The following is a 24226-nucleotide window of genomic DNA, read 5'->3' on the forward strand; positions in this document are numbered from 1 at the left end:
TGATCCTGATTCTTCGAAGAAGGCACCGCGCCCGCCATCAAGCCTGCGCCGGTCCCGTCCGCTTATGATACCTTCGAAGCCCGTGCCACACACCGTTTGCCCATGAAACCGCTCAAGCACCTGCCTGCCTGGAAGACGCTGGAACAGCATCACAAGGCCATGCGCGATTTCGACATGCGTGCCGCGTTCCGCGAGGACGCCCAGCGCTTCGACAACCTCTCCCTGCGCTGCGGCAACCTGCTGCTCGACTTCTCGAAGAATCGCGTCACCACCGAGACGATGCAGCACCTGATGCAGCTGGCACGCGAGTCGGACCTGGAAGCGATGCGCGCGGCGATGTGCCGTGGCGAGCGCATCAACTTCACCGAGAAGCGCGCGGTCCTGCACGTCGCCCTGCGCGCCCCGGTGCGCCCGCCGCTGGTCGTCGAGGGCGTCGACGTGGAGGCCGGGGTGGCCAAGGTGCTGGGCCGCATGCAGCACTTCGTCGAGTCCATCCACAACGGCAGCTGGCTCGGCCATACCGGCAAGCCGATCCGTGACGTGGTGAACATCGGCATCGGCGGCTCCGACCTCGGCCCGGCGATGGTGTGCCATGCGCTCGACCACTACGCGGTGGAAAACCTGCGCGTGCACTTCGTCTCCAACCTCGATCCCGCGCATCTGGCGAGCACGCTGAAGTCGCTCGATCCCGAGACCACGCTCTTCATCGTCGCCTCGAAGACCTTCACCACGCTGGAGACGCTCGCCAACGCCAACTCGGCCAAGGCCTGGCTGCTCGCCGCGCTGCGCGCGCCGGCCGCGGTGGCGCGCCATTTCGTCGCGCTGTCGACGAACCAGCCGGCAGTCGAGGCCTTCGGCATCGACCCGGACAACATGTTCATCTTCTGGGACTGGGTCGGCGGCCGCTATTCGCTGTGGTCGGCGATCGGCCTGTCGATCGCGCTGCAGATCGGCTGGGGCAACTTCCAGGCGCTGCTCGCCGGCGCGCACGCGATGGACGTGCATTTCAAGGAAGCGCCGCTGGAAGCCAACATGCCGGTGATCCTCGGCATGCTCGGCATCTGGTACGCCAACTTCTGGGGTACCGACACCTACGGCGTGTTCCCCTACGACCAGCGCCTGCGCCTGCTGGTGCCCTTCCTGCAGCAGCTCGACATGGAGTCGAACGGCAAGAACGTCAACCGCGCCAACAAGCTGGTCAACTACAACACCGGTCCGATCGTCTGGGGTGCGCCGGGCACCAACGGCCAGCACGCCTTCTTCGAGCTGGTCCACCAGGGCACGCGGCTGATCCCGACCGATTTCCTGGTCGCCGCGGTCAACCACACACCGCTCGCCGACCAGCACGAATGGCTGCTCGCCAACTGCCTGGCGCAGACCGAGGCGCTGCTGAAGGGCAAGTCGCGCGCCGTCATCGAGGCCGAGCTGATCGCGCAGGGCATGAGCCGCGAGGAAGCGAAGGCGCTCGCGCCGCACAAGGTCTTCCCCGGCAACCGTCCCAGCAACACCCTGCTCTACCAGAAGCTCGACCCGCATACGCTGGGCATGCTGATCGCACTCTACGAGCACAAGGTGTTCGTGCAGGGCGTGATCTGGCAGATCAACAGCTTCGACCAGTGGGGCGTCGAGCTCGGCAAGCAGCTGGCGCCGCCGATCCGCGCCGCGCTGAGTTCGGTACGTGTGATCGGCGAGCACGACGGCTCGACGCTCGGCCTGATTGCCGACATCCGCCGGCGGCGCGGGCTCAGTACGTGACGCGTACCCGATAGGTCAGCGTGGCGCTGCCCTCCGCGGGTACAGGTACCGTCCACTCGGCCGTCCCGGACGCGACCTTGGCGTGCGGTCGCGACTCCGAAACCATGACCCAGTCGCCTGGCACCGGCTCGCGCACCGTGACCGTCACCGCTTCGGTCTTGGCATTCTTCAGCACGATCTCGTAGGCCGACTCGAACGCGTTGTCGTTCCGGCCGCTTCCCGCAAGCCTCCGGAAATCGGTCTGTTTCCTGATTGCGGTCACGTCGAAGGCCGCGCCCAGCTTCAGGCGCACGGTCGCGTTCTTCGGCGCATGGCCGATGCGGTCCTCGCCGACGAACTGCGCATGGCCCTCCCGGTCTCGCTTGTAGACCCGGACCACGCCGCCGGGCAAGGGCCTGCCCAGGCCCTTGCCCTGGTTGTCGAACTCGATGAAGACGCCCACCCTGGCCGGCTCGCCGACGCCGCCACGCGGCGCGGCGTAGTAGTCGCTGCCGCCCTCCAGCAGGAACTGCTTACGAACCGGCACCCGCTCGGCCGTCATCAGCGCGACCTGCTTGGTCTGGTTGTTGGCCAGCGACGTCGCGCCGGGCAGCGTGTAAAGGTGGTACTCGAACAGCGCTTCCTGCGCCGCGCCGGCTTCGTCCGCGGCTTTCGCCGCCACTGTCGCCATCGCACGCGGAAGCGGACGCCCCTCGCGCACCCGATTGACCTCGCCGGCCACGAGCTGAACGCGGGCGTCCGGGTAGTCCGCGCCGCTCTGGTTCGTGAGGGTCACCCAGCCATCGAGCACGAGACGGTCCTCGGCGGCATTCAACCGCGCGACGTAATCCGCGCGCCACGTCAGCCCGCCGGTAAGGTACGAGAGCTCGAGTTCCTGCGGCCCTGCGGCCGCATCGAGGAGCGAAACGCGCAGCGTGGGCGCGGCGTGCAGCGTGTCGGGCACGCCGGGGAACGCGAGCCGCCCGGGCACGCCGGCCTCGACCCGGTCGGCGTAGCGGAGCACGACGCCGCCGGTGGTCGACAGCACGGTCGCCTTTTCGCGGGTTTCCGCGCCGCTGGACGGATTCACCGTGATCACCGTGACCTCGCGCCCGACGTAGGCGTCGAGCAGCGTTTGCGGCGTCAGCGCCTCGAATTCGAACTGCTGTTCGTGCACCCGCCATGCCGTGGCATTCGAGATGCCGCGCAGTTGCGCCGTTTCGGGCTGCATCTGCGCCGCCACGTCGCGCCAGACCAACTGGCTCGCGCCCCGGGCAAGCCCGATCCGCCGCGTATCCCCGACCAGTGCGACATTGTCGGCATAGAGGGTCACGGCCATGCTGCGGCGGTCGGCTGCCGTGCTCACGACCGCGTCACGCGATGCCGCCCAGGCGCCCTGCCCGACGAGCGCCAGGCTCGCAAGCAGGGCGCTGGCCAAGATGCCTTTCATCATTCGAACCTCCCCGGACGTTTCGACAGGCTGCCATGATGACCGAAGCAGGCGAAAAATGCTGGGGAGCGCTAGAATGACGCCACGGAGCACGCAGCAAACGACATGACCTCAGACGACCCCCATCCCTCGCGCATCGTCGGCGGCGGCATCAATACCAGCGAATACGAACAGCCCGTGGTCGTCACGCAGATGCTGGGAATCGACAGCAATGCGCCGGTCCGCGAAGAGGCGCTGCGGGCGCGCTTTCTGTCGTTCGATCCCCTGTTCGACGCCGGCTCCAGCCTGGTCGCCCACCAGCTGGTCCTGCGCGGCCGTTCGACCCCGGCCGACGCGCCGCCGGAAATCCTGCGGATGGAGGAAGACATGCTGCTGACCGGCCTGTATTCCCTCGCCCAGGACGGTCTCACCGGCAAGCTGCCGCTCCTGATCAAGATCGGCTCGAGCGTGCTGTTCAGCGACATTCCGCAGCAGCTCGACCACCCGCGGCTGATCTGGTGCGTCGCCATCGACAACGAGCAGCAGCTTGCGCGCGCGCTCGCCCTGCAGGATGCCGGGCTGACGTTCTGCGTCACGCTCAACCGCAGCAACCCCGTCGTCTACGACAGCGCGTCGGCGTGGCCGTATCTGTCATGCCATGCCGACGAGCGGCCGCCGGCGGGCGCGCGCCATCTGGTCGTGGAAGGGGTGCGCCACGGAGATGCGCAGATACGCTGGCCGAACGATGCCTGGTTCCGCGGCAGCTACTTCTCGGGCGACACCCAGCCCGCGTCCGTCAGCCCGGAACACGCGGTGCAACTTGACTTGCTGGCGCTGGCGCTGCGCGAGTCGGTGGAAACGCTGGTGCAGTTCTTCCGCCTGAACCCCGACATGTCGCCGCGCCTGCTCGCCATCGCCAACTCCCGGGTCGGCGGCCTCAGTCGCCCCGCCGAATCCACCGCGCACGCGCTCATCATGCTGGGGCCGCAGCGCGCGAGCCGGGTGGCGGCGCTGCTCGCGCTGGCCGGCAAGCAGCCCAGCGAGACGTCCCGGCACTACGCCATAACCGCGCTCACGCGTGCCCTTTTCATGGGCAAGCTCACCCGCCTTGGCGCGCCCGCCGAGAGCGCCGCAGCGGCGTTCCAGGTTGGCCTGCTCTCGACCGCCGCGCCCGCGCTGTCGCTGCCGGTGGAAAAGCTGATTCGCAAGCTGGGGCTCTCGGCCACCACGGCGCGCGCCCTCAGCGCGCATCCGTCGCCCGAGGGCGCCATGCTGCAGATGACCCACGCCTGCGAGAACAACGATGTCGACGCGCTCGCCGCGTACGCGGAGAAGCTGGACATCCCCCTGCACCAGATTTCCGTCGCCTACCTCGACGCACTGATCGCCGCTTCGGAACTCGACGCCGCCCTGCAGTGACGGCGTAAAATGGCGGTTTTTGCCGTCTCCGTGCCATGCAGCCCACCCTGGTCTTCGACATTGAAACCATCCCGGATCTCGCCGGGTTCGCCGCCGTCAACGGCATCGCCGAAACGGCGCTGCCGCAGGCCGAACTCGCCGAAATGGCGCTGCTCGCGCGCCGCCAGAAGACCGGCAGCGACTTCATGCCGCATCACCTGCACCGCATCGTCGCCATCTCCTGCGTGCTCCGGAGCGGCGACCAGCTCAAGGTCTGGTCGCTCGGCGAGCCCGGCTGCAGCGAGGCCGAGCTGATCCAGCGCTTCTACGACGGCATCGAGCGCTACACCCCGCAGCTGGTGTCGTGGAACGGCGGCGGCTTCGACCTGCCGGTACTGCATTACCGCAGTCTGATCCACGGCGTCACCGCTGCGCGCTACTGGGACTGGGGCGACGACGACAAGGAGTTCAAGTGGAACAACTACCTGTCGCGCTACCACACCCGCCATCTCGACCTGATGGACGTGCTCGCCATGTACCAGCCGCGTGCCAACGCGCCGCTCGATGACATGGCGAAGCTGTGCGGCTTCCCCGGCAAGCTGGGGATGGACGGCTCGAAGGTGCTGGAAGCGTTCCAGGCCGGCCAGATCGACGCCATCCGCAACTACTGCGAGACCGACGTCATGAACACGTGGCTCGTCTACCTGCGCTTCCAGAAGATGCGCGGCACGCTGACCGACGCCGCCTACGCTGCCGAGATCGAACTCGCGCGCAGCACCGTCGCGTCCCACCCGGTCCCGCACTGGCAGGAATTCCTGGCGGCCTGGAAATGAGCCTGGTCGTCGACATCCTCTCCCTCGACCACGAGGGCCACGGCGTCGCACGCCTCGACGGCAAGGTCACCTTCGTCGACGGCGCGCTGGCCGGCGAGCGCGCGGAAATCGCGATCTATCGCAAGCACGCCAAGTACAACTCGGCCAATGCGGTCGCGATTCTCGCGGCGAGCGCGCAGCGCGCAGAACCGCGTTGCCGCTATTTCGGCCGCTGCGGCGGCTGCTCGATGCAGCATCTCGAACCGAGCGCCCAGGTCGCGGCCAAGCAGCGCGTGCTGGAGGAAAACCTCGCGCGCATCGGCAAGGTGAAACCCGACGTCATCCTGCGTCCGCTGCACGGCCCGACCTGGGGCTACCGCCACCGCGCGCGGCTCTCGGTGCGGCGCGTCGACAAGAAGGGCGGCGTGCTGGTCGGCTTCCACGAGAAGCGCTCGAGCTTCATCGCCGACATGAACCAGTGCGAAGTGCTGACGCCGGCCGTGTCGGCGCTGATCCGGCCGCTGCGCGCGCTGATCACCGAGCTCTCGAATTCCGACCGCATTCCGCAGATCGAGATCGCGGTCGGCGAGCACGTCACCGTGCTGGTGTTCCGCCTGCTCGAACCGTGGACCGACGACGATGCCGCGAGGGTGCGCACCTTCGCCGACGCGCATGGCGTTCAGGTCTGGGAACAGAGGAAGGGGCCCGAGACGGCACGCCCGTTCTGGCCCGACATCGCGCCCGAGCTTGCCTACAGCCTGCCCGAATTCGGCCTCGTCATGCCGTTCCGGCCGACCGAATTCACCCAGGTCAACGCCGCGATCAACCGCGCGCTGGTGAGCCGCGCGCTGCGTCTGCTCGATCCGCAGCCAGGGGAGCGCATCGCGGACCTGTTCTGCGGTCTGGGCAACTTCACCCTGCCGATCGCCCGCAGCGGGGCCGAGGTGCTCGGCATCGAGGGCAGCGCCGAGCTCGTCGCCCGCGCGCGCGAGAACGCCCTGCGCAACGGGCTGCCCAACGCGCGATTCGAGGTCGACAACCTGTTCGAGATGACGCCGGAGAAATTCGCCGCGCTCGGCGATCTCGACAAGCTGCTGATCGACCCGCCGCGCTCGGGCGCGATCGAGGTCGTGAAGTCGCTGCCGGAAGCCGGCGCGCCCCGGCGCATCGTCTACGTCTCCTGCGACCCCGCGACGCTGGCGCGCGACGCCGAGGTGCTGGTCCACGTCAAGGGCTACCGGCTGCGCGCCGCGGGGGTCGCCAACATGTTTCCGCACACGGCCCACGTCGAGTCGATCGCGCTTTTCGAGCGGTAATCCCTTAAAATCCCCGGTTTCAGTCCCTAGCCCCTAGTTCCTAGCCCATAACATGGCCCTCATCGTACAAAAATACGGCGGCACCTCGGTCGCCAACGTCGAACGCATCCGCGCGGTCGCGGAGCGCGTCGCCAAATTCAAGATGCTCGGCCATCAGGTCGTCGTCGTGCTCTCCGCCATGTCGGGCGAGACCAACCGCCTGATCGGCCTGGCGAAGGAAATCCAGGCGCAGCCCGACCCGCGCGAGCTCGACATGCTGGTATCGACCGGCGAACAGGTCACCATCGCGCTGCTGGCGATGGCCCTGAAGGACCTGGGTCTCAAGGCGAAGAGCTACACGGGCAGCCAGGTTCGCATCCTGACCGACAACGCCTTCACCAAGGCGCGCATCCTCAGCATCGACGAAGCCAACATGCGGCGCGACCTCGATTCCGGCCACGTCGTCGTGGTCGCCGGCTTCCAGGGCGTCGACGCCGACGGCAACATCACCACGCTGGGGCGCGGCGGCTCCGACACCACCGGGGTGGCGCTTGCCGCGGCGCTCACGGCCGACGAATGCCAGATCTACACCGACGTGGACGGCGTCTACACCACCGACCCGCGCATCGTGCCCGAGGCGCGCCGCCTGAAGACCATCACCTTCGAGGAGATGCTGGAGATGGCGAGCCTCGGCTCCAAGGTGCTGCAGATCCGCTCGGTCGAGTTCGCCGGCAAGTACAAGGTCAAACTGCGGGTGCTGTCCAGCTTTCAGGACGAAGGCGACGGCACGCTCATCACATTCGAGGAAAACGACAGCATGGAACAACCCGTCATCTCCGGCATCGCCTTCAACCGCGACGAAGCGAAAATCACCGTGGTCGGCGTGCCCGACCAGCCCGGCGTGGCTTACAAGATCCTCGGCCCGGTCGCCGACGCCAACATCGACGTCGACATGATCGTGCAGAACGTCGGCCATGCGAACACCACCGACTTCACCTTCACCGTCCATCGCAACGACTTCAGCAAGGCCCTCGACATCGTGAAGGCCCACGCCACCGCCATTGGCGCGCGCGAGGTCACCGGCGACGACAGGATCGCCAAGGTCTCGATCGTCGGCGTCGGCATGCGCTCCCACGTCGGCGTGGCACGCAAGATGTTCGAGACCCTGTCGAAGGAGAACATCAACCTGCAGATGATCTCGACCTCCGAGATCAAGATCTCCGTCGTCGTCGAGGACAAGTACATGGAACTCGCGGTGCGCGCGCTGCACCAGGCGTTCGAACTCGACAAGGCCAGCGCCTGAAGCCCGTTCCGGGTGGCTTTCCGCCGCGCATTCCGATACAATGCGCGGCGGTTCGGAGACGTGGCCGAGAGGTTGAAGGTACTCCCCTGCTAAGGGAGCATACGGGCTTAAACCTGTATCGAGGGTTCGAATCCCTCCGTCTCCGCCAAATTCTGATCGCAGGCAGATGACATCTGTCCAAGATCGCCAAAACTGCGTATAATGCGCAACCTTCTAAGCGCCCGTAGCTCAGCTGGATAGAGTACTTGGCTACGAACCAAGGGGTCAGGAGTTCGAATCTCTTCGGGCGCGCCAAACACGACAAGGGGCCGGCTTATGCCGGCCCCTTGTCACGTCCGGCACCCACGCCAACCGCACCCCCTTTCCCAGGCGCGACGCCCCGCCTCGCAAAAATAAGCGTTGCCAAGCTGACATAATGTCAGTAATAATGATTCTCATTTGAATCATAAGGGAGTGCAACAGAATGAATCCACGAGCGCTTGCCCGCCGACTGGCGATGATGGCCATGTTGGGCGTCGTGCCGCCGGGCGCCCACGCCGCGCCGGATGAAATCCAGGTCTATACGGAAGAGATGGACGACCCGGGAGCGTTCGGCCTGGAACTGCACGTCAATTACGTCCCCGACGGCAAGCGCGAACCGAGCTATCCGGGCGAAATGCTGTCCAATCACCGGCTGCAGGTCACGCCCGAGTTTTCCTACGGCGTGACCAAGAGCCTGGAAGCCGGGCTCTACCTCCCCGTCGCGATGAGCGGCGACGGCGAGCTTTACGCAAACGGCCTGCGCCTGCGCCTGAAATACATCGCCCCGCGCGCCGAAGACGCGCACTTCTTCTGGGGGATGAACGTCGAGCTGGGGTATTCCTCGCACCGGGTTTCGGAAAGCGCGATGGCGCTCGAACTGCGGCCGATCATCGGGTACCGCGACGAGCGCTGGCTGCTCAGCTTCAACCCGATTCTCGATACGGACCTGTCCACCAACGTCAGCCGGAAGTCCAACTTCGAGCCGGCGTTGAAAGTGACGCACAGCGTCATTCCCGGCATCCGCGCCGGGTTCGAATACTATGGCGAATACGGACCGATCGACCGCCTCCTGCCCGCGCCGGGCCTCACCCATACCCTCTATGGCGTGATGGACGTGGACTTGAACGGCCTGGACGTCAACTTCGGCATCGGGCACGGACTGCAGAACGCGGAGGATCAATGGATCGCGAAAGCGATCATCGCGTTTCCCTTCAAATGACGCGGCGAGGCCGGGAATTCCCGATGCCACGTGATGGCCGCGGATTGTTGCCGCAGTCCATCGCCCGCTGCTGCGCGAGTCGGCACGCGATCGGAAGCTCGCCTTCAGCACGGCTCCGGGAAAAGCTTCGATTCCGTCGCGGGCGTTTTGTTCTACACTGCTTAGCCTCATCGGATCCCGTCCGGACGCACCGACTGCCTCAGGCCGGCGCGGACAGACGCATCGGCATCCGCGCGAAAATTTTGGGTGGATCTGCGAATGGAAGCTGAACGAAGCATGGGTGCATCTGACCGAACCCTCACCGGAAGACATCTTGTCGCGCTGCTGTTCCCCCTCGTATTGGGCGGCTGTGCAAGCAATCTGATCGAGGTGCGGAAGGGATCCGAACAGGTCGCCGTTGCCGAGGCGAACGCCGTGGATCAATGCAAGCGGGTGGGAACGACGACGGTCAGCGTGCTCGCCGAAGTCGGCTTCATCAGTCGCGGCGTCGCCAACGTCGATGCCAACCTGCTGCAACTGGCACGCAACGAGGCGGTGAGCCAGGGCGGGGACACGATCGTGCCGGGCGCCCGTCCCGAGATCGGCAAGCGCACGTTTGCGATCTACAAATGCCGCCCCTGAAGGCGGCATGGACCCGCGCCCTGATTGGCGCCGCGGCCGAGCTGCATCGTTGACCCGAACGCAGCTTGATTCCGGGAAGAACCATGCAGCCGGCAGTCGGGGCGCCGACCGGCCGCTTTGCCATCGAGTCGAATGACGGGGAGTTCGCGATGAGAACAATCGGCCTGCTTTTCCTTCTGGCCTCGCTGCCGGCCGCTGCAGAATCGGAAATCTCGGGAACGGCCCACGTCATCGACGGCAACACGATCGAGATCGGCGCACACGGGCATGCGGCTGTGCTGCGCCTGGCGGGCATCGCGGCGCCGGAGGCGGGGCAGCCGGGCGCCGACGACGCCGCAGCCTTTCTCGAGCAATACGCGGAATCGGAACCCGTGCACTGCACACTCGACGGCGCCCAATACCGGGACCACGCACTGGCCACGTGCTACCTGGCCGGGCGCGATATCGCCGCCGCCCTCGTCAGGGCCGGACTTGCGCGCGATTGCCCCGCCTTCTCGAATGGCAGGTATTGGGCGATCGAACGGCCCGAGGCGCAGAAGCTTCCGCTGCCGAGGGACTGCGAAGGCGGCGAATCGTCGAGGCAGGTACAAGTCCCCACCCTCTCTTCGCCTCGACGCTCGACGCGTCGTCAATAGCCGGGCACCGCGCCTGCAAGACGCGACCGCTTCAACCAGCAACAGGCCCTGCTGTCAGACGTGCGGCGTGACAGGTGGCAGAACCGATGCAGGCGCCGCTTCGACGGTGACGATCTCGAACTGCATCGAGGCGAGGTCGGCCATGATGTAGGTAGGCGGCGCGCCGACGCCGCCGACGGTGCCCGGGTTGATCAGCCAGGTGTGGCCGCCCCTGACGTTGGCGACCTGGGAAATGCTCGACTTGTGGTCGTGCCCGCAGCAGACGAGGTCATAGTCGCCCGTGCACGCCAGCGCGTGCGCATAGTGCGGGTAGTGCACCAGGAACAGGTTGCGGTCGGCCAGGGTGAAGGCCGCGTCCTGGCCGTGGTAGCGGATCACGCTGTTGGGCTCGGCGGCGAGCCGCGTCATGTTGTAGAGGTCGCCGGTGTTGTTGCCGTGGATCACGTGCACCGGCAGCTCATACTTTTGCAGCACGCGCAGCGTGGTCGGCGCGACCACGTCGCCGCAGTGCAACACCGCCTCCGCCCCGTGCGCCTTGGCGTGCTCGACCGCCGCACCGAGCAGGCGGCGGTTATCGTGGGAGTCGGAGAGGATGCAGACTTTCATGTGTTTGCTCTAGGTGTTAGGGGCCAGGAGCTAGGAATTAGGGGCCTTGTGCGGCTTCGCCGCATTTCATGAATTCACGAGGCGCGGCGAAGCCGCTCATCCCCTAGTCCCTGAATCCTAGCCCCTAGATCCTAGAAAGCAGGCTTGTCCGCGGCGTTGCGGTAGCGCTCGACCCCGGCGAGGATTTCGGCGCGGGCTTCCTCGACGCCAGTCCAGCCCTCGACCTTGACCCATTTGCCCTTCTCGAGATCCTTGTAGTGCTCGAAGAAGTGGGCGATCTGCTGCAGCAGCAGAGGCTGCAGGTCTTCCGGCTTGTCGACGCCCTTGTACAGGCCGCACAGCTTGTCCACGGGCACCGCCAGCAGCTTGGCGTCGACGCCGGCTTCGTCGGTCATTTTCAGCATGCCCACGGGGCGGCAGCGCACCACCACGCCGGTGATCAACGGAATCGGGGTGATGACCAGCACGTCGACCGGGTCGCCGTCCTCCGACAGGGTGTGCGGGATGTAGCCGTAGTTGCAGGGATAGTGCATCGCGGTCGACATGAAGCGGTCGACGAACATGGCGCCCGACTCCTTGTCCACTTCGTACTTGATCGGTTCGCCGTGGGCGGGAATTTCGATGATGACATTGAAGTCGTCCGGCAGGTTGCGGCCGGAGCTGACGCGATCGAGGCTCATAGCAATTCGGGGATCAAAACGGAAAGCCGGCCATTATACCTGTGCTCCCCACCCCACGCGCCGCCCCGGACGCCGCCCGGGTGCGCCGGCCCGCCGTTTCTAGGATAATTCGACTTTTTGCATGTTGTTTTCCCCCGCCACCCCCTCCTCCGGCGACCGGCAGTCCGGGCTTGCCGGCGCCGCCGACGCGCTCTATCTGGCCGAACTGGCGCGCGGCGCCGCGCCGCTGGCGGTGGTGTGCGCAAGCGCGTGGGATGCCAACCGTCTCGCCGAGGAGCTGCGCTGGTTCGATCCCGGCCTTCGGGTGTGCGCCTTCCCGGACTGGGAGACCCTGCCCTACGATGCCTTCTCGCCGCATCCCGACCTGATTTCCGAGCGGCTCGCGACGCTCTACCAGATTTCGCGGGGCGAGTTCGACATCGCCGTCGTCGCGCTGTCCACCGCGCTCTACCGGCTGGCGCCACCATCCTTCCTCGCCGCCCATACCTTCTTCCTCAAGCAGAAGGACCGCCTCGACGAAGCCGCCTTCCGCGCGCAAATGGCGCTCGGCGGCTACGCCCACGTGAGCCAGGTCTACGCGCCGGGCGAGTTTTCGTTCCGCGGCGGGCTGATCGACCTCTTCCCGATGGGCAGCGCGGTGCCCTACCGCATCGACCTGTTCGACAACGAGATCGAGACGATCCGTGCCTTCGACGTCGACACGCAGCGCAGCATCTACCCGGTGAACGAGGTGCGGCTGCTGCCGGCACGCGAGTTCCCGCTCGACGAGGCCGGCATCACGCGCTTCCGCCAGAATTTCCGCGAGCGTTTCGAGGGCGACCCCTCGAAGTCGAAGCTTTACAAGGATGTCAGCAACGGCCTCGCACCGGCCGGCATCGAGTACTACCTGCCGCTGTTCTTCGAAGAAACGGCGACGCTGTTCGACTATCTGCCGAAAGCCACCCGGCTGGTCGCCCACGGCGCGCTCGACCCCGCCGGCCAGGCCTTCTGGGCCGACGCGCAAGGCCGCCATCGTCTGCTGTCCGGCGACAAGGACCGCCCGCTGCTGCCGCCGGCCGACCTGTTCCTGCCGACGGATGCGTTCTTCGTCCTTGCCAAGAGCTACGACCGGCTCGAGGTCCAGCAGACCGGCGAGGGACTGGCCCGCCCGGTGCCGCCGATCGCCGTCGACCGCCGCGAGGCGCACCCGGTAGCCAAGCTCCAGTCCTTCGTCGACGGCTTCGCCGGCAAGGTCTTGATCATCGCCCCCTCGGCCGGGCGCCGCGAGACGCTGCACGAATACCTCGCCGAGCATGGCCTCGACGCCCGGCTCGTCGACAGCTGGGCCGACGCGCTGCCAAGCGGCGAGCGCATCCTGCCGAGCCGCGTTCTATTGACCCACGGCCCGCTCGCCGAAGGCTTCGTCACCACCGACGGCACCCTCGCCGTCGTCACCGAGACCGAGCTCTACGCGATCCCGCCGAAGACGCGGCGCGCGCGCGAGGCCCGCGCCACGCAGATCGACAGCCTGCTGCGCGATCTCTCCGAACTCAAGCCCGGCGATCCCGTGGTGCACGCCCAGTACGGCGTCGGCCAGTACCTCGGCCTCGTCAGCATGGACCTCGGCGACGGCGACACCGAATTCCTGCAGCTCGAATACGCCAAGGGCGACAAGCTCTACGTGCCGGTCGCCAACCTGCACCTGATCTCGCGCTATTCCGGCGCAGGCGAAGGCGAGGTCGCCTTGCACCGCCTCGGCACCGACCAGTGGGACAAGGCGCGCCGCCGCGCCATGCAGGCGGCGCGCGATACCGCTGCCGAGCTGCTGAACCTGTACGCGCTGCGCGCGGCACGCGAGGGGCATGCGTTCAAGTTCTCGCCGCACGACTACGAGGCCTTCGCCGAAGGCTTCGGCTTCGAGGAAACACCCGACCAGGCCGCGGCAATCGCCGCGGTCATGGCCGACATGCAGTCGGGCAGGCCGATGGACCGCCTGGTGTGCGGCGACGTCGGCTTCGGCAAGACCGAGGTCGCACTGCGCGCCGCCTTCATGGCAGTGATGGGCGGCTACCAGGTCGCGGTGCTGGTGCCGACCACGCTTCTCGCCGAGCAGCACTTCAACAACTTCTCCGACCGCTTTTCCCAATGGCCGGTCAAGCTCGCCGAGCTGTCGCGCTTCAGGACGGCGAAGGAGCAGGCGGCGGCGCTCGAGGCCTTGAAGGATGGCAGGATCGACATCGTCATCGGCACCCACCGGCTGATCCAGAAGGACGTCAAGTTCGCCCGCCTGGGTCTCGTCATCCTCGACGAGGAGCACCGCTTCGGCGTGCGGCAGAAGGAGCAGCTGAAGGCGCTGCGCGCCGAGGTCGACGTGCTGACGCTGACCGCGACGCCGATCCCGCGCACGCTGGCGATGTCGCTCGAGGGCATCCGCGACTTCTCGGTCATCGCCACGGCGCCGCAGAAGCGGCTCGCGGTGAAGACTTTCGTTCAGCCCTTCTCAGGCGGTCTGATCCGCGAGGCCGTGCTGCGGGAACTCAAGCGCGGCGGCCAGGTGTACTTCCTGCACAACGAGGTCAGCACCATCGAGAACATGCGCGAGCGGCTGGAGAAGCTGCTCCCCGAAGCACGCATCCGCGTCGGCCACGGGCAGATGAGCGAACGCGAGCTTGAGCAGGTGATGCGGGACTTCTACCAGCAGCGCTACGACATCCTCCTGTGCACCACCATCATCGAGACCGGCATCGACATCCCGACCGCCAACACCATCCTCATCAACCGCGCCGACAAGTTCGGCCTGGCACAGCTGCACCAGCTGCGCGGCCGCGTCGGCCGCTCGCACCACCAGGCCTTCGCCTACCTGCTGGTCGAGGAGGACCGCACGCTGACGCCGCAGGCGAAGAAGCGGCTGGAAGCCATTCAATTGATGGAGGAGCTGGGCTCCGGCTTCCACCTCGCCCGCCACGACCTCGAGATCCGCGGCGCTGGCGAAGTGCTCGGCGAGAAACAGAGCGGCGAGATCCTCGAGGTCGGCTTCTCGCTCTACAACGACATGCTGGCCGACGCCGTGGCGAGCCTGAAGGCTGGGAAGGAGCCCGACATGAGCCAGCCGCTCGGCGTCGTCTCCGAAATCAACCTGCACCTGCCCGCCCTGCTGCCGGCCGACTACTGTCCCGACGTGCACGAGCGGCTGGTGCTGTACAAGCGGCTCGCCAACGCCCACACGGCGGAGGACCTTACCCTGCTGCAGGAGGAACTGATCGACCGCTACGGCGCCCTGCCCGACCCGGCACGCGCGCTCCTCGACACCCACCGCCTGCGGCTCGCCGCCAGGCCGCTGGGCATCCTCAAGGTCGACGCGACCGGCGACAGCATCCTGCTGCAGTTCGTGCCGCAGCCGCCGATCGACCCCGGCCGCATCATCGAGCTCATCCAGACCCGACGCGACATCAAGCTCGCGGGCGAGAACCGCCTGCGCTGGCAGGTCGCTTCTTCGCGGAGCGCCGGCGCGGCGGTCGAAGCGCGCGCGGCCAATGTGATTACCCTGTTCAACTTGTTGAAGTAAGCGATTGAAATGAATCTTATTGTCCAAGGGAACGACATCCCCACGCCGCACCTCAAGGCGCTTGCCAAGCTGACCGGCGCCGCCGCGATCGAAGCGGTGTCGCGCACCGCGTTCCGGCTGGTGGCCGCGAACGACGGGCCGCGCGCCGAAGTCGCGGCGTTCTGCGAAGCGAACGCCCTGGACCACGGCTGGGTGCCGGCCGAGCGCCGCATCCGCGACTTCGGCCTGCTGGTGATGGATATGGATTCGACCCTGATCACCATCGAGTGCATCGACGAAATCGCCGACATGCAAGGGCTGAAGCCACAGGTTGCGGCGATCACCGAGGCGGCGATGCGCGGCGAGATCGATTTCGCCGAAAGCCTGCGCCGGCGCGTGTCGCTGCTGGAGGGGCTCGACCAGTCGGCCCTGCAGCGCGTTTACGACGAACGTCTGCAGCTCTCGCCGGGGGCCGAGTTCCTGCTGGCCGCGGCGCGCGCCGCGGGCATCCGGACCCTGCTGGTATCGGGCGGCTTCACCTTCTTCACCGAACGGCTGAAGCCGCGGCTGGGGCTGGACTTCACCGCGGCCAACACCCTCGAGGTGGCCGGAGGCCGGTTGACCGGCCGCGTCCTCGGCACTATCGTCGACGCGCAGGGCAAGGCGGACTGGCTCAACCGCGTGCGCGAGCAGCTTGGCCTGCGCCCGGAGCAGGTCATCGCCATGGGCGACGGCGCCAACGACCTCAAGATGATGGCGCAAGCCGGCATCAGCATCGCCTACCGGGCCAAGCCGGTGGTCAGGACACAGGCGAGCTATGCACTGAACCATGTCGGCCTCGACGGGGTCATTCCACTGCTCGGCTGAGCCGGCGCAACGGGCTAAAGAATGCGCGCGGGATGCCGATAAACCATTAAGCCCAGAAAGCGTCAAGAACTCGAACAACCGCGACCAGGATTCCCCGTGAAAATCGACAAGCGCATCACCCCTCCCGCCTCCGCCAAAGTCTCCTCCGCCAAGGGCAAGGGGGCGGGCAAAGCGTCCGCTCCCGCCGCCGGCGGCGGCGATTCCTTGACGCTGACCGAATCGAGCTCCCGCATCCGCACCCTGGAGTCGCAGTTGGCCTCGGTCGACGTGACCGATGCCGGCAAGGTCGAGTCGGTCAAGGCTGCGCTCGCCAATGGCACCTTCGCCGTCGACGCGGAGGTGGTGGCCGACCGCCTGATCGACCACACCAAGGAGGCCCTGCGCAAGCGCCCGCGCAAGAAGTAAGGTTTTTCCGAGCATACCCGAGGCCCGCGGCTCATGCCCGCGGGCTTTTGTTTTTCAGCTGGAATAGAATTGGGGCTGAAACGAGCGAGGTGCCCCAAATGAGCGAAATCGTCCTTACCGTAACCGGCATGACCTGCGGCGGCTGCGTCAACAGCGTGCATCGCGTGCTGACCGCGCTGCCCGGCGTGCAGCACGCCGACGTCACCCTGACGCCCGGACAGGCGCGCGTGACCTACGATCCCGCCCGGGTCGACCGGGCCGCGATGGCGAAGGCCATCGTCGACGCCGGCTTCGGCGTAGGCGACTGAGGCCTCGGCCTCAGGGCTCCTGGCAGAGGGCCTCCAATGGCTGCGGCTGATGAATGCCGCTGCCCTGGACATAGTCCACGCCGATCTCGCGCAACAGGGCCAGAACCTGGTCCGACTCGACATACTCGGCCACGGTCTTCAGTCCCATCTGGTGACCGATCCGGTGAATCGCGTCGACCATCGAGCGGTCGACGGGATTGACCGCGATATCCCGCACGAACGCGCCATCGATCTTGAGGTAGTCGACCTTCAGATTCTTCAGGTAGGTGAAGGATGACAGTCCGCTGCCGAAATCGTCCAGCGCGAAGCGGCAGCCGAATGCCCGCATGGCCTCGATGAACTCGTTGACGACGGCCAGGTTGCCGATCGCCGCCGTCTCGGTGATCTCGAAGCACAGATGGGGTCCCAGCGCCGGATTGTCTTCCAGGCTCGTCAGCAGCATGCGGCGGAATGCCGGGTCCTTCAGCGACGCGCCCGACAGGTTGACGGCAAACAGGCAGTTCCGTTCGCGCCTTGCCGCCAGATAGCGCCGACACAGGCGCAGCGTCTCCTCGATCACCCAGCTGTCCAGCGCGGGCATGATGGAATAGCGCTCGGCGGCAGGAATGAACGCCATCGGCAGGATCTCGCCGCCGTCTTCGTCGATCATCCGCAGCAGCAGTTCCACGTGGCGCACCGCCTCCGCGGCGCCGTCGGCGCGGCGGATGTCCTGCCACGACAGACGCAGCCGCTGTTCCTCGAGTGCCCGCTGGATGCGCGTCACCCACTGCATCTCGCCACGATGGCGGGCAAGATCGGAGTCGCGGCTCTCGTACACGTGAATCTGGTTGCGGCCGTGGTCCTTCGCCACGTAGCACGCCGCATCGGCGGCCGACATCAGGCTCGCCGCCGTGCCGCTTTCCGCGTTGATCGCCACCATGCCGACGCTCATGCCGACCGAAAAGATGCGGTCGCCCCATTTGAAGCGGAAGCGCTGCACTTCGGCCCGGAAGACGTCCGCCACCTCGAGCGCGTCGGCGAGGCTGCAGTTCTCCAGCAGCAGCGCGAATTCGTCGCCGCCCAGCCGGGCCAGGGTGTCCCGCTCGCGCAGGTTGCTCTTCAGGAGCAGCGCCAGCTGGCGCAGCAGCTCGTCGCCTGCCGCGTGGCCGCAGGAATCGTTGATCACCTTGAACTGGTCGAGGTCCATGTAGCAGAGCGCATGCTCGCGCCCCTGCTGCAGCGCCGACAGCAGCGTGCGCTCGAGGCGCTGCTCGAATTCGCGGCGATTGATGAGCCCGGTGAGTGCGTCGTGGCTGGCCTGGTAGACCAGCCGGGCCGTGGCGCGGTCGATCTTTTCCTGCATCTGGTCCTGCATCGTCTGCAGGTGGGCCGCCATATGGTTGACGCCGCGCTGCAGCACGCCCAGTTCGGCCTGTCCGGTCGCCTCCACGCGCTCGTCGAGATGGCCTTCGCCGATGCGGCTCACCGTATGGGTCAGCGCGAGGATCGGACGGGTGATCTGGCGCCCGATGCGCCAGGCCAGGGTGAGGCTGACGCCGAGGCCGGCCAGCAGGACGGCCAGGCTGCGCACGATCGCCTCGCGCTGGCTGCGGATCGTCGCGCTGCGCGACACGTCCAGGCCGACCCAGCCGAGCAGGTGGCTCTGCGAAGCCGGCCTTTCCACGGTGGCCCCCGCCGGATTGAAGTCGTCGACCGCCACCTCGGTGCGGGTGATCGGTGCGTAGTACACCAGGCGATCGGGGTATTCGGCCTGATAGATGCGGTCGGCCGGCATCCCTGCCTCCTGCGGGTTGGTCCACGTTCCGAGCCCGACCTGTGCCAGCCAGCGGCCGTCGCTGGCGAAGACCGCCACCCCCCGCACGTCAGGCTCGATGGCGGCCTTCTCGAGCAGGTTCTGCAGCACCTCGACGTTGCCGGACGCGACGCCGTATTCCGTCGCCGGCGCCAGCTGGCGCGCGATCGCGATGGCCCGGGTGTGCAGCGACTGGTCGAGGTCGTCGATCTTGCCCCTGATGAGCAGGAACATCAGCAGGATGCCGATGATCGCCACGGGCACCATGGCCAGGCCGATGACGCGTCCGCGTATCCCCAGCGACTTCGCCATCAGCCCCCTCCCCCCAAACTTTTCTCCAGTTCAGCCACGGAAGGCAGCGCGATCCCGAGCGAGCGTGCCACCTGCTCGTTGATCGAAATGCTGAAGTACGCCGGATAGGCCGGGGGCGGCAGATGCACGCTGCCGCCCTGCAGGGCCGCGCTCACCCATTCGGCCGCCTGGCGGCCGATCTGCGCCGGACTCGAGTGCAGCGACAGCAGCGCGCCCGCACGCGTGAGCGAGCGCGAATAGCCCAATACCGGATCGCGGTAGCGGTAGGACGTCAGGAACAGGCTTTGCGCCGTGTTGCGGTTGAAAATCTGCGGATCGGGGAGCGCCAGCAGGAGATCGGCATCCGCGAGCACCGATTCCAGCGGCACGATCAGGCGCTCGTCCCGCCCCACCGTGGCGTACACCAGGCCGATACGCTGCGCCCGCAGCGCCCCCTCGAGCTCCGCCACCACGCCGCTTTGCTCCGTGCCCAGCAGCACCCCCACCTTGCGCACGTCGGGGAAGGCCAGCCGGATCAGCAGCGCCTGGCGTTCGAAGGGCTGATCGAGATAGATGGCGGACACCGAGCGCCGCGCCCCTGCCGCGAGAAGGCTGCGCCCCGCCCGCAGATACCAGGCCCGCGGCACCAAAATCGCAAGCACCGGCGGCCGATCCGGCAACGCGGCCAGGGACTCGGCCGCGCGGACGCCGACCGCCACGGCCAGCCGCGCGTCGCCGAGCGCGGCCGGCGTCAAGGCATCGGCGTAAAGCCGCACGGCGTCGTGAGGCGTATCGTCGAGATACGCCCGCATCACCTGATACACCTCCTGATAGGGCCCCGAGTCCTCGCTCAGCACCACGGCCACGCGTGCGGCCCAGGCGTGCATCGACGCGAGCAGCAGGCCGGCGCAGATCAGCCCCATGCTGGCGATCCGCCGGAAAGCCGCGCATCCGGTCCGCCCACGGAAAGCGGTCAATTGGCCTCCTGCTCCTCAGCCCACAGGCAAGCGCCCTTGCTTTCCTTGGCGATCGCGTGCAGCAGGCTCGCGTGCGCCGCCAGTTCCTCCGGGCTCGCGCGCCGCACGACGGGGCGGGGGCGCACGCGAGCGGCGTCGCGCTCAGTCTCCGTGCCGCGCGCTTCGAGCCCGATCGACAGGCTTTCCTGGCCACGTGTCAGCGCCAGATACACGGCTGCAAGCAGTTCGCAGTCGAGCAGCGCGCCGTGCAGCGTGCGCGCGGTGTTGTCGACGCCGTAGCGCTTGCAGAGTGCGTCGAGGTTGTTGCGCTGGCCCGGATGCAGCGCCTTCGCCATCGCCAGCGTGTCGGTCACGCCCTCGCACCAGTTGGACAGCTGCGGCATGTCCAGCAGGCGCAGCTCCATGTTGAGAAAGCCGACGTCGAACGGGGCATTGTGGATGATCAGCTCGGCCCCACGGATGAAGTCGACGAACTCCTGCGCGATGTCCGCGAAGCGTGGCTTGTCCTGGAGAAAGTCGCTGGTGATGCCGTGCACCTGCATCGCGCCGGCGTCGATCTCGCGGTCCGGATTGACATAGCGGTGCAGGTGGTTGCCGGTGAGCCGGCGGTTGACCATCTCGACCGCCGCCACTTCGATGATGCGATGCCCCTGGTTGGGATCGAGACCGGTGGTCTCGGTATCCAGAATGATTTGCCGCATGTTCCGTATCAGTGTCGGTGCGCCTGCAGCACACCCTGGTTGGCAAGCTGGTCGGCGCGTTCGTTTTCCGGGTGGCCGGCATGGCCGCGCACCCATATCCATTCGATGCGGTGCTGCTGCGCAAGCGCATCCAGCCGCTCCCACAGATCCTGGTTCTTCACCGGCTTGCCGTCGGCCGTGCGCCAATTGCGCCGCTTCCAGCCCGGCAGCCATTCGCTGATGCCCTTCTGCACGTACTGGGAATCCGTGTGGACCTCGACCGTCGACGGCCGCTTCAGCAGCTCCAGCGCGCGGATGACCGCGGTCATTTCCATGCGATTGTTGGTGGTGTTGGGCTCGCCGCCATGGATTTCCTTGCGGTGCCCGCCCGCCACCAGCAGCGCGCCCCAGCCGCCCGCCCCCGGGTTGCCCTTGCAGGCGCCATCGCTGTAGATGTAAATGGTGTCAGCGCTCACGATGCATGCGATAGTGCTTGAGGTTGATGACCTTGGCCGCGGGCGACAGCAGGCGCTGCGTCACCGGCGTGGTCCATTGCGGCTGGATGATGTTCATGCCCTGCACGCGCTTCACCGCCTGCAGGAAATAGACGCCGCCGCCCATGGCCCACCAGCGGTCGCCAGCCGGCTCCATGAAGCGCAGGCGCCGCAGCCAGTTCTCGCGATTGACCGGCGGCCGATAGCAGCACATGCTGCCGGCCGCCACCTCGAGCCCCAGCAGCACCATCCAGTCCTTCACCCGCGAGATATTCAGGAAATTGCCGTTCCACGGATAGCCGCGCTCGCCGCCCTGCAGCTTGCGCGCGAGCCCCCACAGGCTGCGCGGGTTGAAGCCGGCCATCACCAGACGGCCTTCCGGCCGCAGCACCCGCTCGGCCTCGCGCAGCACCTGGTGCGGATTGGCGCTGAATTCCAGCACGTGCGGCAGCAGCAGCAGGTCGAGCGACTGGCTCTCGAACGGCAGGAACATCGGGTCTGCCCGCACGTTCCCCGGCGCCTCGACGGCACAGGTCACGCGCAGCGGAATCCGGCTGTTGCGCAGGAAGTCGATCTGCGGCAGCCCGACCTGCACCGCGTTGAAGCCGAACACGTCGGACACCGCGTGGTCGAAGTAGCGGCGCTCGCGAAACACCAGGTGGCGCCCCAGGGGCGTCTCGAACCATTCAGCGTTCAGCTTGGATAACATAGCCCGACCTCCTGTCCGTCCGTTCCCACCATGTTGACACTGATTCCCCTGCCCGCGTTCGACGACAACTACATCTGGGCGTGGCACGACGGCCGCCACGCCATCGCCGTCGACCCCGGCGATCCCGCGCCGCTGATCGCGTTTCTCGACGCCAGCGGGCTGAGCCTGACCGCAGTGCTGATCACCCACCACCACCGCGACCATACTGGCGGCAACGTCCTGCTGCGTCAACGCTACGGCTGTGCCATCCATGCACCCGACAACCCGCGCATTCCCGGCGTCACCCATGTCGTGCGCGGCGGCGATTCGATCGAGCTCACCGAGCCGCCGCTGCGCCTGCGCGTACTCGCGACACCCGGCCATACCCTCGACCATGTGAGCTACCTCGGAGAGGGCGTCCTGTTCTGCGGCGACACCGTGTTCGGATGCGGCTGCGGCAAGCTGTTCGAAGGCGACGCGGAAACGATGACGGCCAGCCTCGAGGCCATACTCGCCTTGCCGGATGCTACCCGAGTCTGCTGCGCGCATGAATACACCCTGAGCAATATCGCGTTCGCGAAAACGGTGGATGGTGCCAATCCGGCACTGCTCGCACGGGAAAGCGCCGACGGGGCATTGCGCGCACGGAATGCGCCGACGCTTCCCTCGACCCTTGCGCTCGAGAAGGCGACCAACCCGTTTCTGCGTTTCCACGAACCGGAGATGAAGGCCTTCGCCAGCCGCTATCTCAAGCGGCCGGATCCGACCCCCGCCGAGGTGTTCGGCGCGATCCGCGCCGCCAAGGACGCCTGGGACGGTTGACCATCCCCGCGCATCCCCTTAGCATGACGGGGTTATTGAGTACGGGAGACCGTCTTGCCCGGAATCAACAAGGCCCCGTGCCGGTTCCCGCTGCTGAGCCTGGCCATCCTTGCCGTCCTCTCCATTCAGCCGATTCATGCGGCGGCCGGCGATGCCGGCATCCGAACCCTGCAATGGAACGATGACGGCGCCGGTGCCGACCCTGCGCCGAGCGCCGACGCCGGTGACGCCGATGTCTGGCAGCGGATCCGCAACGGCTTCAAGATCGACGACGACGCCAGCGAGAACCCCCTGGTTTCGATGCATGAAGCCTGGTATGCGGCGCGGCCGGACTACGTCCGGCGCATGATCGAGCGTTCGCGCCGCTACCTCTTCCACATCGTCCAGGAGGTCGACCGGCGCGCCATGCCGATGGAAATCGCCCTGCTGCCGATGGTCGAAAGTGCATTCAATCCGACCGCGGAATCGCCGGCTGCCGCCTCCGGGATCTGGCAGTTCATGCCCGCGACCGCGCGCCTCTACGGACTCAAGCAGGACAACTGGTACGACGGCCGGCGCGACGTGACGGCAGCCACCGAGGCGGCGCTCGATTATCTGGGCAAGCTCTATCTCGACTTCGGCGACTGGGAACTCGCGCTCGCGGCCTACAACTGCGGCGAGGGCTGCGTCACCCGCGCGATCGAGAAGAATGTCCAGCAAGGCCTGCCGACCGACTACGCGAGCCTGCCGCTGCCCGCCGAGACCCGGAACTACGTCCCGAAGCTGCTCGCGATCAAGGATCTGGTGAACAACCCCGACCGCTACGGAATCGCCATCGACACGCTGCCCAATCAGCCCTACTTCAAGCAGGTCACGGTGCGTGCGAGCATGGACATCCGTTCGGCCGCGCGCCTGGCAGGCATGAGCAGCGACGATTTCATCGCGCTGAATCCCGCGTTTCCCCGCAAGCTGATCCGCTCCGACGCGCCGGTGAACCTGCTGGTTCCGGTCGACAAGACCGACACCTTCCAGCGCAATCTCGAAACGGGAAGCTGGGACTCCTGGCAGCCTTACAGGGCGCACAAGGGCGATCGCCCGCAGACCATCGCCGAGCGCTTCGATGTCAGCGTCGCACGCCTCGAGGAACTCAACCCATTCCACCTGAAGCGCGGCCGCCTGGTGCGCGACCAGGTCATCCTCGTGCCCGTGCGCAAGCGCGGCACGAACGCCGCGCAAGACGACGCGCCCGTGGCACCGGCGCCACCGGCCGCCCCGCGCCAGGCGCGGATCGACGTGCAGCAGGGCGACACCCTGTTCAGCCTCGCCCGCCGCTACGGCGTGACGGTGGCCGATCTCGACGCCGCCAACCCCGGGCTCAACGGCCGCCTCCAGGCCGGACAGCGTCTGCGCCTGCCGGACGGCGCCGCACCGGCCTCGGATGCGCCGGCAATCCGGCATGCCAGCCTCGCCGCGCCCGTCGACACGTCCTCGCGGCCGTCGCGCTACACCGTGCGGCACGGCGACACCCTGAGCGCCATCGCCGATCGGTTCGACGCCAGCGTCGCGGACCTCAAGGCGTGGAACCCGGGCTTCAGGAAGCACAGCCGCATCCGCGCCGGTCAGACGCTCGTCGTGCGGCGCCCCTGA

General features: G+C 67.1%; 22 protein-coding genes and 2 tRNA genes. 16 read left to right on the forward strand and 8 right to left on the reverse strand.

The features are described from left to right. Window positions 1-102: 102 nt before the first annotated feature. Window positions 103-1755 carry a glucose-6-phosphate isomerase gene (gene pgi, locus VA613_RS08385; RefSeq protein WP_324778649.1) on the forward strand — a complete coding sequence of 551 codons (1653 nt, stop codon included), beginning with the start codon at window positions 103-105 and terminating at the stop codon, window positions 1753-1755. Here pgi and VA613_RS08390 read toward each other — a convergent pair. Then, window positions 1745-3187: a DUF4139 domain-containing protein gene (locus tag VA613_RS08390; RefSeq protein ID WP_324778650.1), complete on the reverse strand. Its 1443-nt coding sequence runs from the start codon at window positions 3185-3187 to the stop codon at window positions 1745-1747. The genes pgi and VA613_RS08390 overlap by 11 nt on opposite strands. A gap of 102 nt (window positions 3188-3289) precedes the next feature. Here VA613_RS08390 and VA613_RS08395 point away from each other — a divergent pair, with 102 nt between their 5' ends. The 9 genes from VA613_RS08395 (at window position 3290) to VA613_RS08435 (ending at window position 10467) form a co-directional block, all read left to right on the forward strand. Next, the gene (locus VA613_RS08395) at window positions 3290-4582 is read left to right on the forward strand and encodes an EAL and HDOD domain-containing protein (protein WP_324778651.1); all 1293 of its coding nucleotides are present in this window, start codon (window positions 3290-3292) and stop codon (window positions 4580-4582) included. Window positions 4583-4617: 35 nt separating this feature from the next. Further along, window positions 4618-5394 (forward strand): 3'-5' exonuclease, encoded by a 777-nt coding sequence (locus VA613_RS08400; RefSeq protein ID WP_324778652.1) that lies wholly within the window; start codon window positions 4618-4620, stop codon window positions 5392-5394. Continuing rightward, window positions 5391-6689 (forward strand): 23S rRNA (uracil(1939)-C(5))-methyltransferase RlmD, encoded by a 1299-nt coding sequence (gene rlmD, locus VA613_RS08405; RefSeq protein WP_324778653.1) that lies wholly within the window; start codon window positions 5391-5393, stop codon window positions 6687-6689. Before VA613_RS08400 ends, rlmD begins: the two co-directional genes overlap by 4 nt. A gap of 52 nt (window positions 6690-6741) precedes the next feature. Further along, a complete protein-coding gene (locus VA613_RS08410) occupies window positions 6742-7971 on the forward strand; it encodes an aspartate kinase (RefSeq protein WP_324778654.1) in 1230 nt (409 codons plus the stop codon). 54 nt (window positions 7972-8025) lie between these two features. Then, window positions 8026-8119: transfer RNA gene (locus VA613_RS08415), tRNA-Ser, on the forward strand. Between the two features lie 69 nt (window positions 8120-8188). Then, window positions 8189-8265, forward strand: a tRNA-Arg gene (locus VA613_RS08420). 202 nt (window positions 8266-8467) lie between these two features. Continuing rightward, the gene (locus VA613_RS08425) at window positions 8468-9211 is read left to right on the forward strand and encodes a hypothetical protein (RefSeq protein WP_324778656.1); all 744 of its coding nucleotides are present in this window, start codon (window positions 8468-8470) and stop codon (window positions 9209-9211) included. Between the two features lie 276 nt (window positions 9212-9487). Further along, window positions 9488-9832 carry a DUF4156 domain-containing protein gene (locus tag VA613_RS08430; protein WP_324778658.1) on the forward strand — a complete coding sequence of 115 codons (345 nt, stop codon included), beginning with the start codon at window positions 9488-9490 and terminating at the stop codon, window positions 9830-9832. A gap of 83 nt (window positions 9833-9915) precedes the next feature. Next, window positions 9916-10467, forward strand: a complete 552-nt coding sequence (locus tag VA613_RS08435; RefSeq protein ID WP_324778659.1) for a thermonuclease family protein — start codon at window positions 9916-9918, stop codon at window positions 10465-10467. Window positions 10468-10521: 54 nt separating this feature from the next. Here VA613_RS08435 and VA613_RS08440 read toward each other — a convergent pair whose 3' ends face one another. Both VA613_RS08440 and ppa read right to left on the reverse strand, forming a co-directional pair. Further along, complete coding sequence (locus VA613_RS08440; RefSeq protein WP_324778660.1) at window positions 10522-11073, reverse strand: metallophosphoesterase family protein; 552 nt, start codon at window positions 11071-11073, stop codon at window positions 10522-10524. A gap of 131 nt (window positions 11074-11204) precedes the next feature. Continuing rightward, on the reverse strand, window positions 11205-11753 hold the full coding sequence (gene ppa, locus VA613_RS08445) for an inorganic diphosphatase (RefSeq protein WP_324778661.1): 549 nt from the start codon (window positions 11751-11753) through the stop codon (window positions 11205-11207). A 121-nt stretch (window positions 11754-11874) separates the two neighbouring features. On the opposite strand from ppa, the gene mfd reads away from it, so the two are divergent. From mfd to VA613_RS08465, 4 genes are all read left to right on the forward strand, one after another. Continuing rightward, window positions 11875-15297, forward strand: a complete 3423-nt coding sequence (gene mfd, locus VA613_RS08450; RefSeq protein WP_324778662.1) for a transcription-repair coupling factor — start codon at window positions 11875-11877, stop codon at window positions 15295-15297. A gap of 9 nt (window positions 15298-15306) precedes the next feature. Continuing rightward, window positions 15307-16143, forward strand: a complete 837-nt coding sequence (serB, locus tag VA613_RS08455) for a phosphoserine phosphatase SerB (protein WP_324778663.1) — start codon at window positions 15307-15309, stop codon at window positions 16141-16143. Window positions 16144-16239: 96 nt separating this feature from the next. Next, on the forward strand, window positions 16240-16548 hold the full coding sequence (gene flgM / locus VA613_RS08460; RefSeq protein WP_324778664.1) for a flagellar biosynthesis anti-sigma factor FlgM: 309 nt from the start codon (window positions 16240-16242) through the stop codon (window positions 16546-16548). 98 nt (window positions 16549-16646) lie between these two features. Beyond that, on the forward strand, window positions 16647-16856 hold the full coding sequence (locus tag VA613_RS08465; RefSeq protein WP_324778665.1) for a heavy-metal-associated domain-containing protein: 210 nt from the start codon (window positions 16647-16649) through the stop codon (window positions 16854-16856). Between the two features lie 10 nt (window positions 16857-16866). Here the strand turns inward: VA613_RS08465 and VA613_RS08470 are convergent, their stop codons facing one another. From VA613_RS08470 to VA613_RS08490, 5 genes are read right to left on the reverse strand one after another with little or no spacing between them, the layout of a single operon-like run. Further along, window positions 16867-18960: an EAL domain-containing protein gene (locus VA613_RS08470; protein WP_324778666.1), complete on the reverse strand. Its 2094-nt coding sequence runs from the start codon at window positions 18958-18960 to the stop codon at window positions 16867-16869. After that, complete coding sequence (locus VA613_RS08475) at window positions 18960-19862, reverse strand: ABC transporter substrate-binding protein (RefSeq protein ID WP_324778667.1); 903 nt, start codon at window positions 19860-19862, stop codon at window positions 18960-18962. The genes VA613_RS08470 and VA613_RS08475 overlap by 1 nt, the downstream gene beginning before the upstream one ends. Window positions 19863-19912: 50 nt before the next feature. Further along, the gene (gene dnaQ, locus VA613_RS08480; RefSeq protein WP_324778668.1) at window positions 19913-20617 is read right to left on the reverse strand and encodes a DNA polymerase III subunit epsilon; all 705 of its coding nucleotides are present in this window, start codon (window positions 20615-20617) and stop codon (window positions 19913-19915) included. A gap of 8 nt (window positions 20618-20625) precedes the next feature. Then, window positions 20626-21072, reverse strand: coding sequence for a ribonuclease HI (rnhA, locus tag VA613_RS08485; RefSeq protein ID WP_324778669.1), 447 nt, complete (start codon window positions 21070-21072; stop codon window positions 20626-20628). Beyond that, the gene (locus tag VA613_RS08490) at window positions 21062-21799 is read right to left on the reverse strand and encodes a class I SAM-dependent methyltransferase (RefSeq protein ID WP_324778670.1); all 738 of its coding nucleotides are present in this window, start codon (window positions 21797-21799) and stop codon (window positions 21062-21064) included. Before VA613_RS08490 ends, rnhA begins: the two co-directional genes overlap by 11 nt. 30 nt (window positions 21800-21829) lie before the next feature. Between VA613_RS08490 and gloB the strand changes: the two genes are divergently transcribed. Both gloB and VA613_RS08500 read left to right on the forward strand, forming a co-directional pair. Then, window positions 21830-22600, forward strand: coding sequence for a hydroxyacylglutathione hydrolase (gloB, locus tag VA613_RS08495; RefSeq protein WP_324778671.1), 771 nt, complete (start codon window positions 21830-21832; stop codon window positions 22598-22600). Between the two features lie 54 nt (window positions 22601-22654). Beyond that, a complete protein-coding gene (locus VA613_RS08500) occupies window positions 22655-24226 on the forward strand; it encodes a lytic transglycosylase (RefSeq protein ID WP_324778672.1) in 1572 nt (523 codons plus the stop codon).

Source organism: Thiobacillus sp. SCUT-2, from assembly GCF_035621355.1.
Lineage (GTDB): Bacteria > Pseudomonadota > Gammaproteobacteria > Burkholderiales > Thiobacillaceae > Thiobacillus > Thiobacillus sedimenti.

Coding starts and splice junctions, on each gene's coding strand:
- pgi (WP_324778649.1), top strand. CDS start 103: ATGAAACCGCTCAAGCACCTGCCTGCCTGGAAGACGCTGGAACAGCAT.
- VA613_RS08390 (WP_324778650.1), bottom strand. CDS start 3,187: ATGATGAAAGGCATCTTGGCCAGCGCCCTGCTTGCGAGCCTGGCGCTC.
- VA613_RS08395 (WP_324778651.1), top strand. CDS start 3,290: ATGACCTCAGACGACCCCCATCCCTCGCGCATCGTCGGCGGCGGCATC.
- VA613_RS08400 (WP_324778652.1), top strand. CDS start 4,618: ATGCAGCCCACCCTGGTCTTCGACATTGAAACCATCCCGGATCTCGCC.
- rlmD (WP_324778653.1), top strand. CDS start 5,391: ATGAGCCTGGTCGTCGACATCCTCTCCCTCGACCACGAGGGCCACGGC.
- VA613_RS08410 (WP_324778654.1), top strand. CDS start 6,742: ATGGCCCTCATCGTACAAAAATACGGCGGCACCTCGGTCGCCAACGTC.
- VA613_RS08425 (WP_324778656.1), top strand. CDS start 8,468: ATGATGGCCATGTTGGGCGTCGTGCCGCCGGGCGCCCACGCCGCGCCG.
- VA613_RS08430 (WP_324778658.1), top strand. CDS start 9,488: ATGGGTGCATCTGACCGAACCCTCACCGGAAGACATCTTGTCGCGCTG.
- VA613_RS08435 (WP_324778659.1), top strand. CDS start 9,916: ATGCAGCCGGCAGTCGGGGCGCCGACCGGCCGCTTTGCCATCGAGTCG.
- VA613_RS08440 (WP_324778660.1), bottom strand. CDS start 11,073: ATGAAAGTCTGCATCCTCTCCGACTCCCACGATAACCGCCGCCTGCTC.
- ppa (WP_324778661.1), bottom strand. CDS start 11,753: ATGAGCCTCGATCGCGTCAGCTCCGGCCGCAACCTGCCGGACGACTTC.
- mfd (WP_324778662.1), top strand. CDS start 11,875: ATGTTGTTTTCCCCCGCCACCCCCTCCTCCGGCGACCGGCAGTCCGGG.
- serB (WP_324778663.1), top strand. CDS start 15,307: ATGAATCTTATTGTCCAAGGGAACGACATCCCCACGCCGCACCTCAAG.
- VA613_RS08465 (WP_324778665.1), top strand. CDS start 16,647: ATGAGCGAAATCGTCCTTACCGTAACCGGCATGACCTGCGGCGGCTGC.
- VA613_RS08470 (WP_324778666.1), bottom strand. CDS start 18,960: ATGGCGAAGTCGCTGGGGATACGCGGACGCGTCATCGGCCTGGCCATG.
- VA613_RS08475 (WP_324778667.1), bottom strand. CDS start 19,862: ATGGGGCTGATCTGCGCCGGCCTGCTGCTCGCGTCGATGCACGCCTGG.
- dnaQ (WP_324778668.1), bottom strand. CDS start 20,617: ATGCGGCAAATCATTCTGGATACCGAGACCACCGGTCTCGATCCCAAC.
- VA613_RS08490 (WP_324778670.1), bottom strand. CDS start 21,799: ATGTTATCCAAGCTGAACGCTGAATGGTTCGAGACGCCCCTGGGGCGC.
- gloB (WP_324778671.1), top strand. CDS start 21,830: ATGTTGACACTGATTCCCCTGCCCGCGTTCGACGACAACTACATCTGG.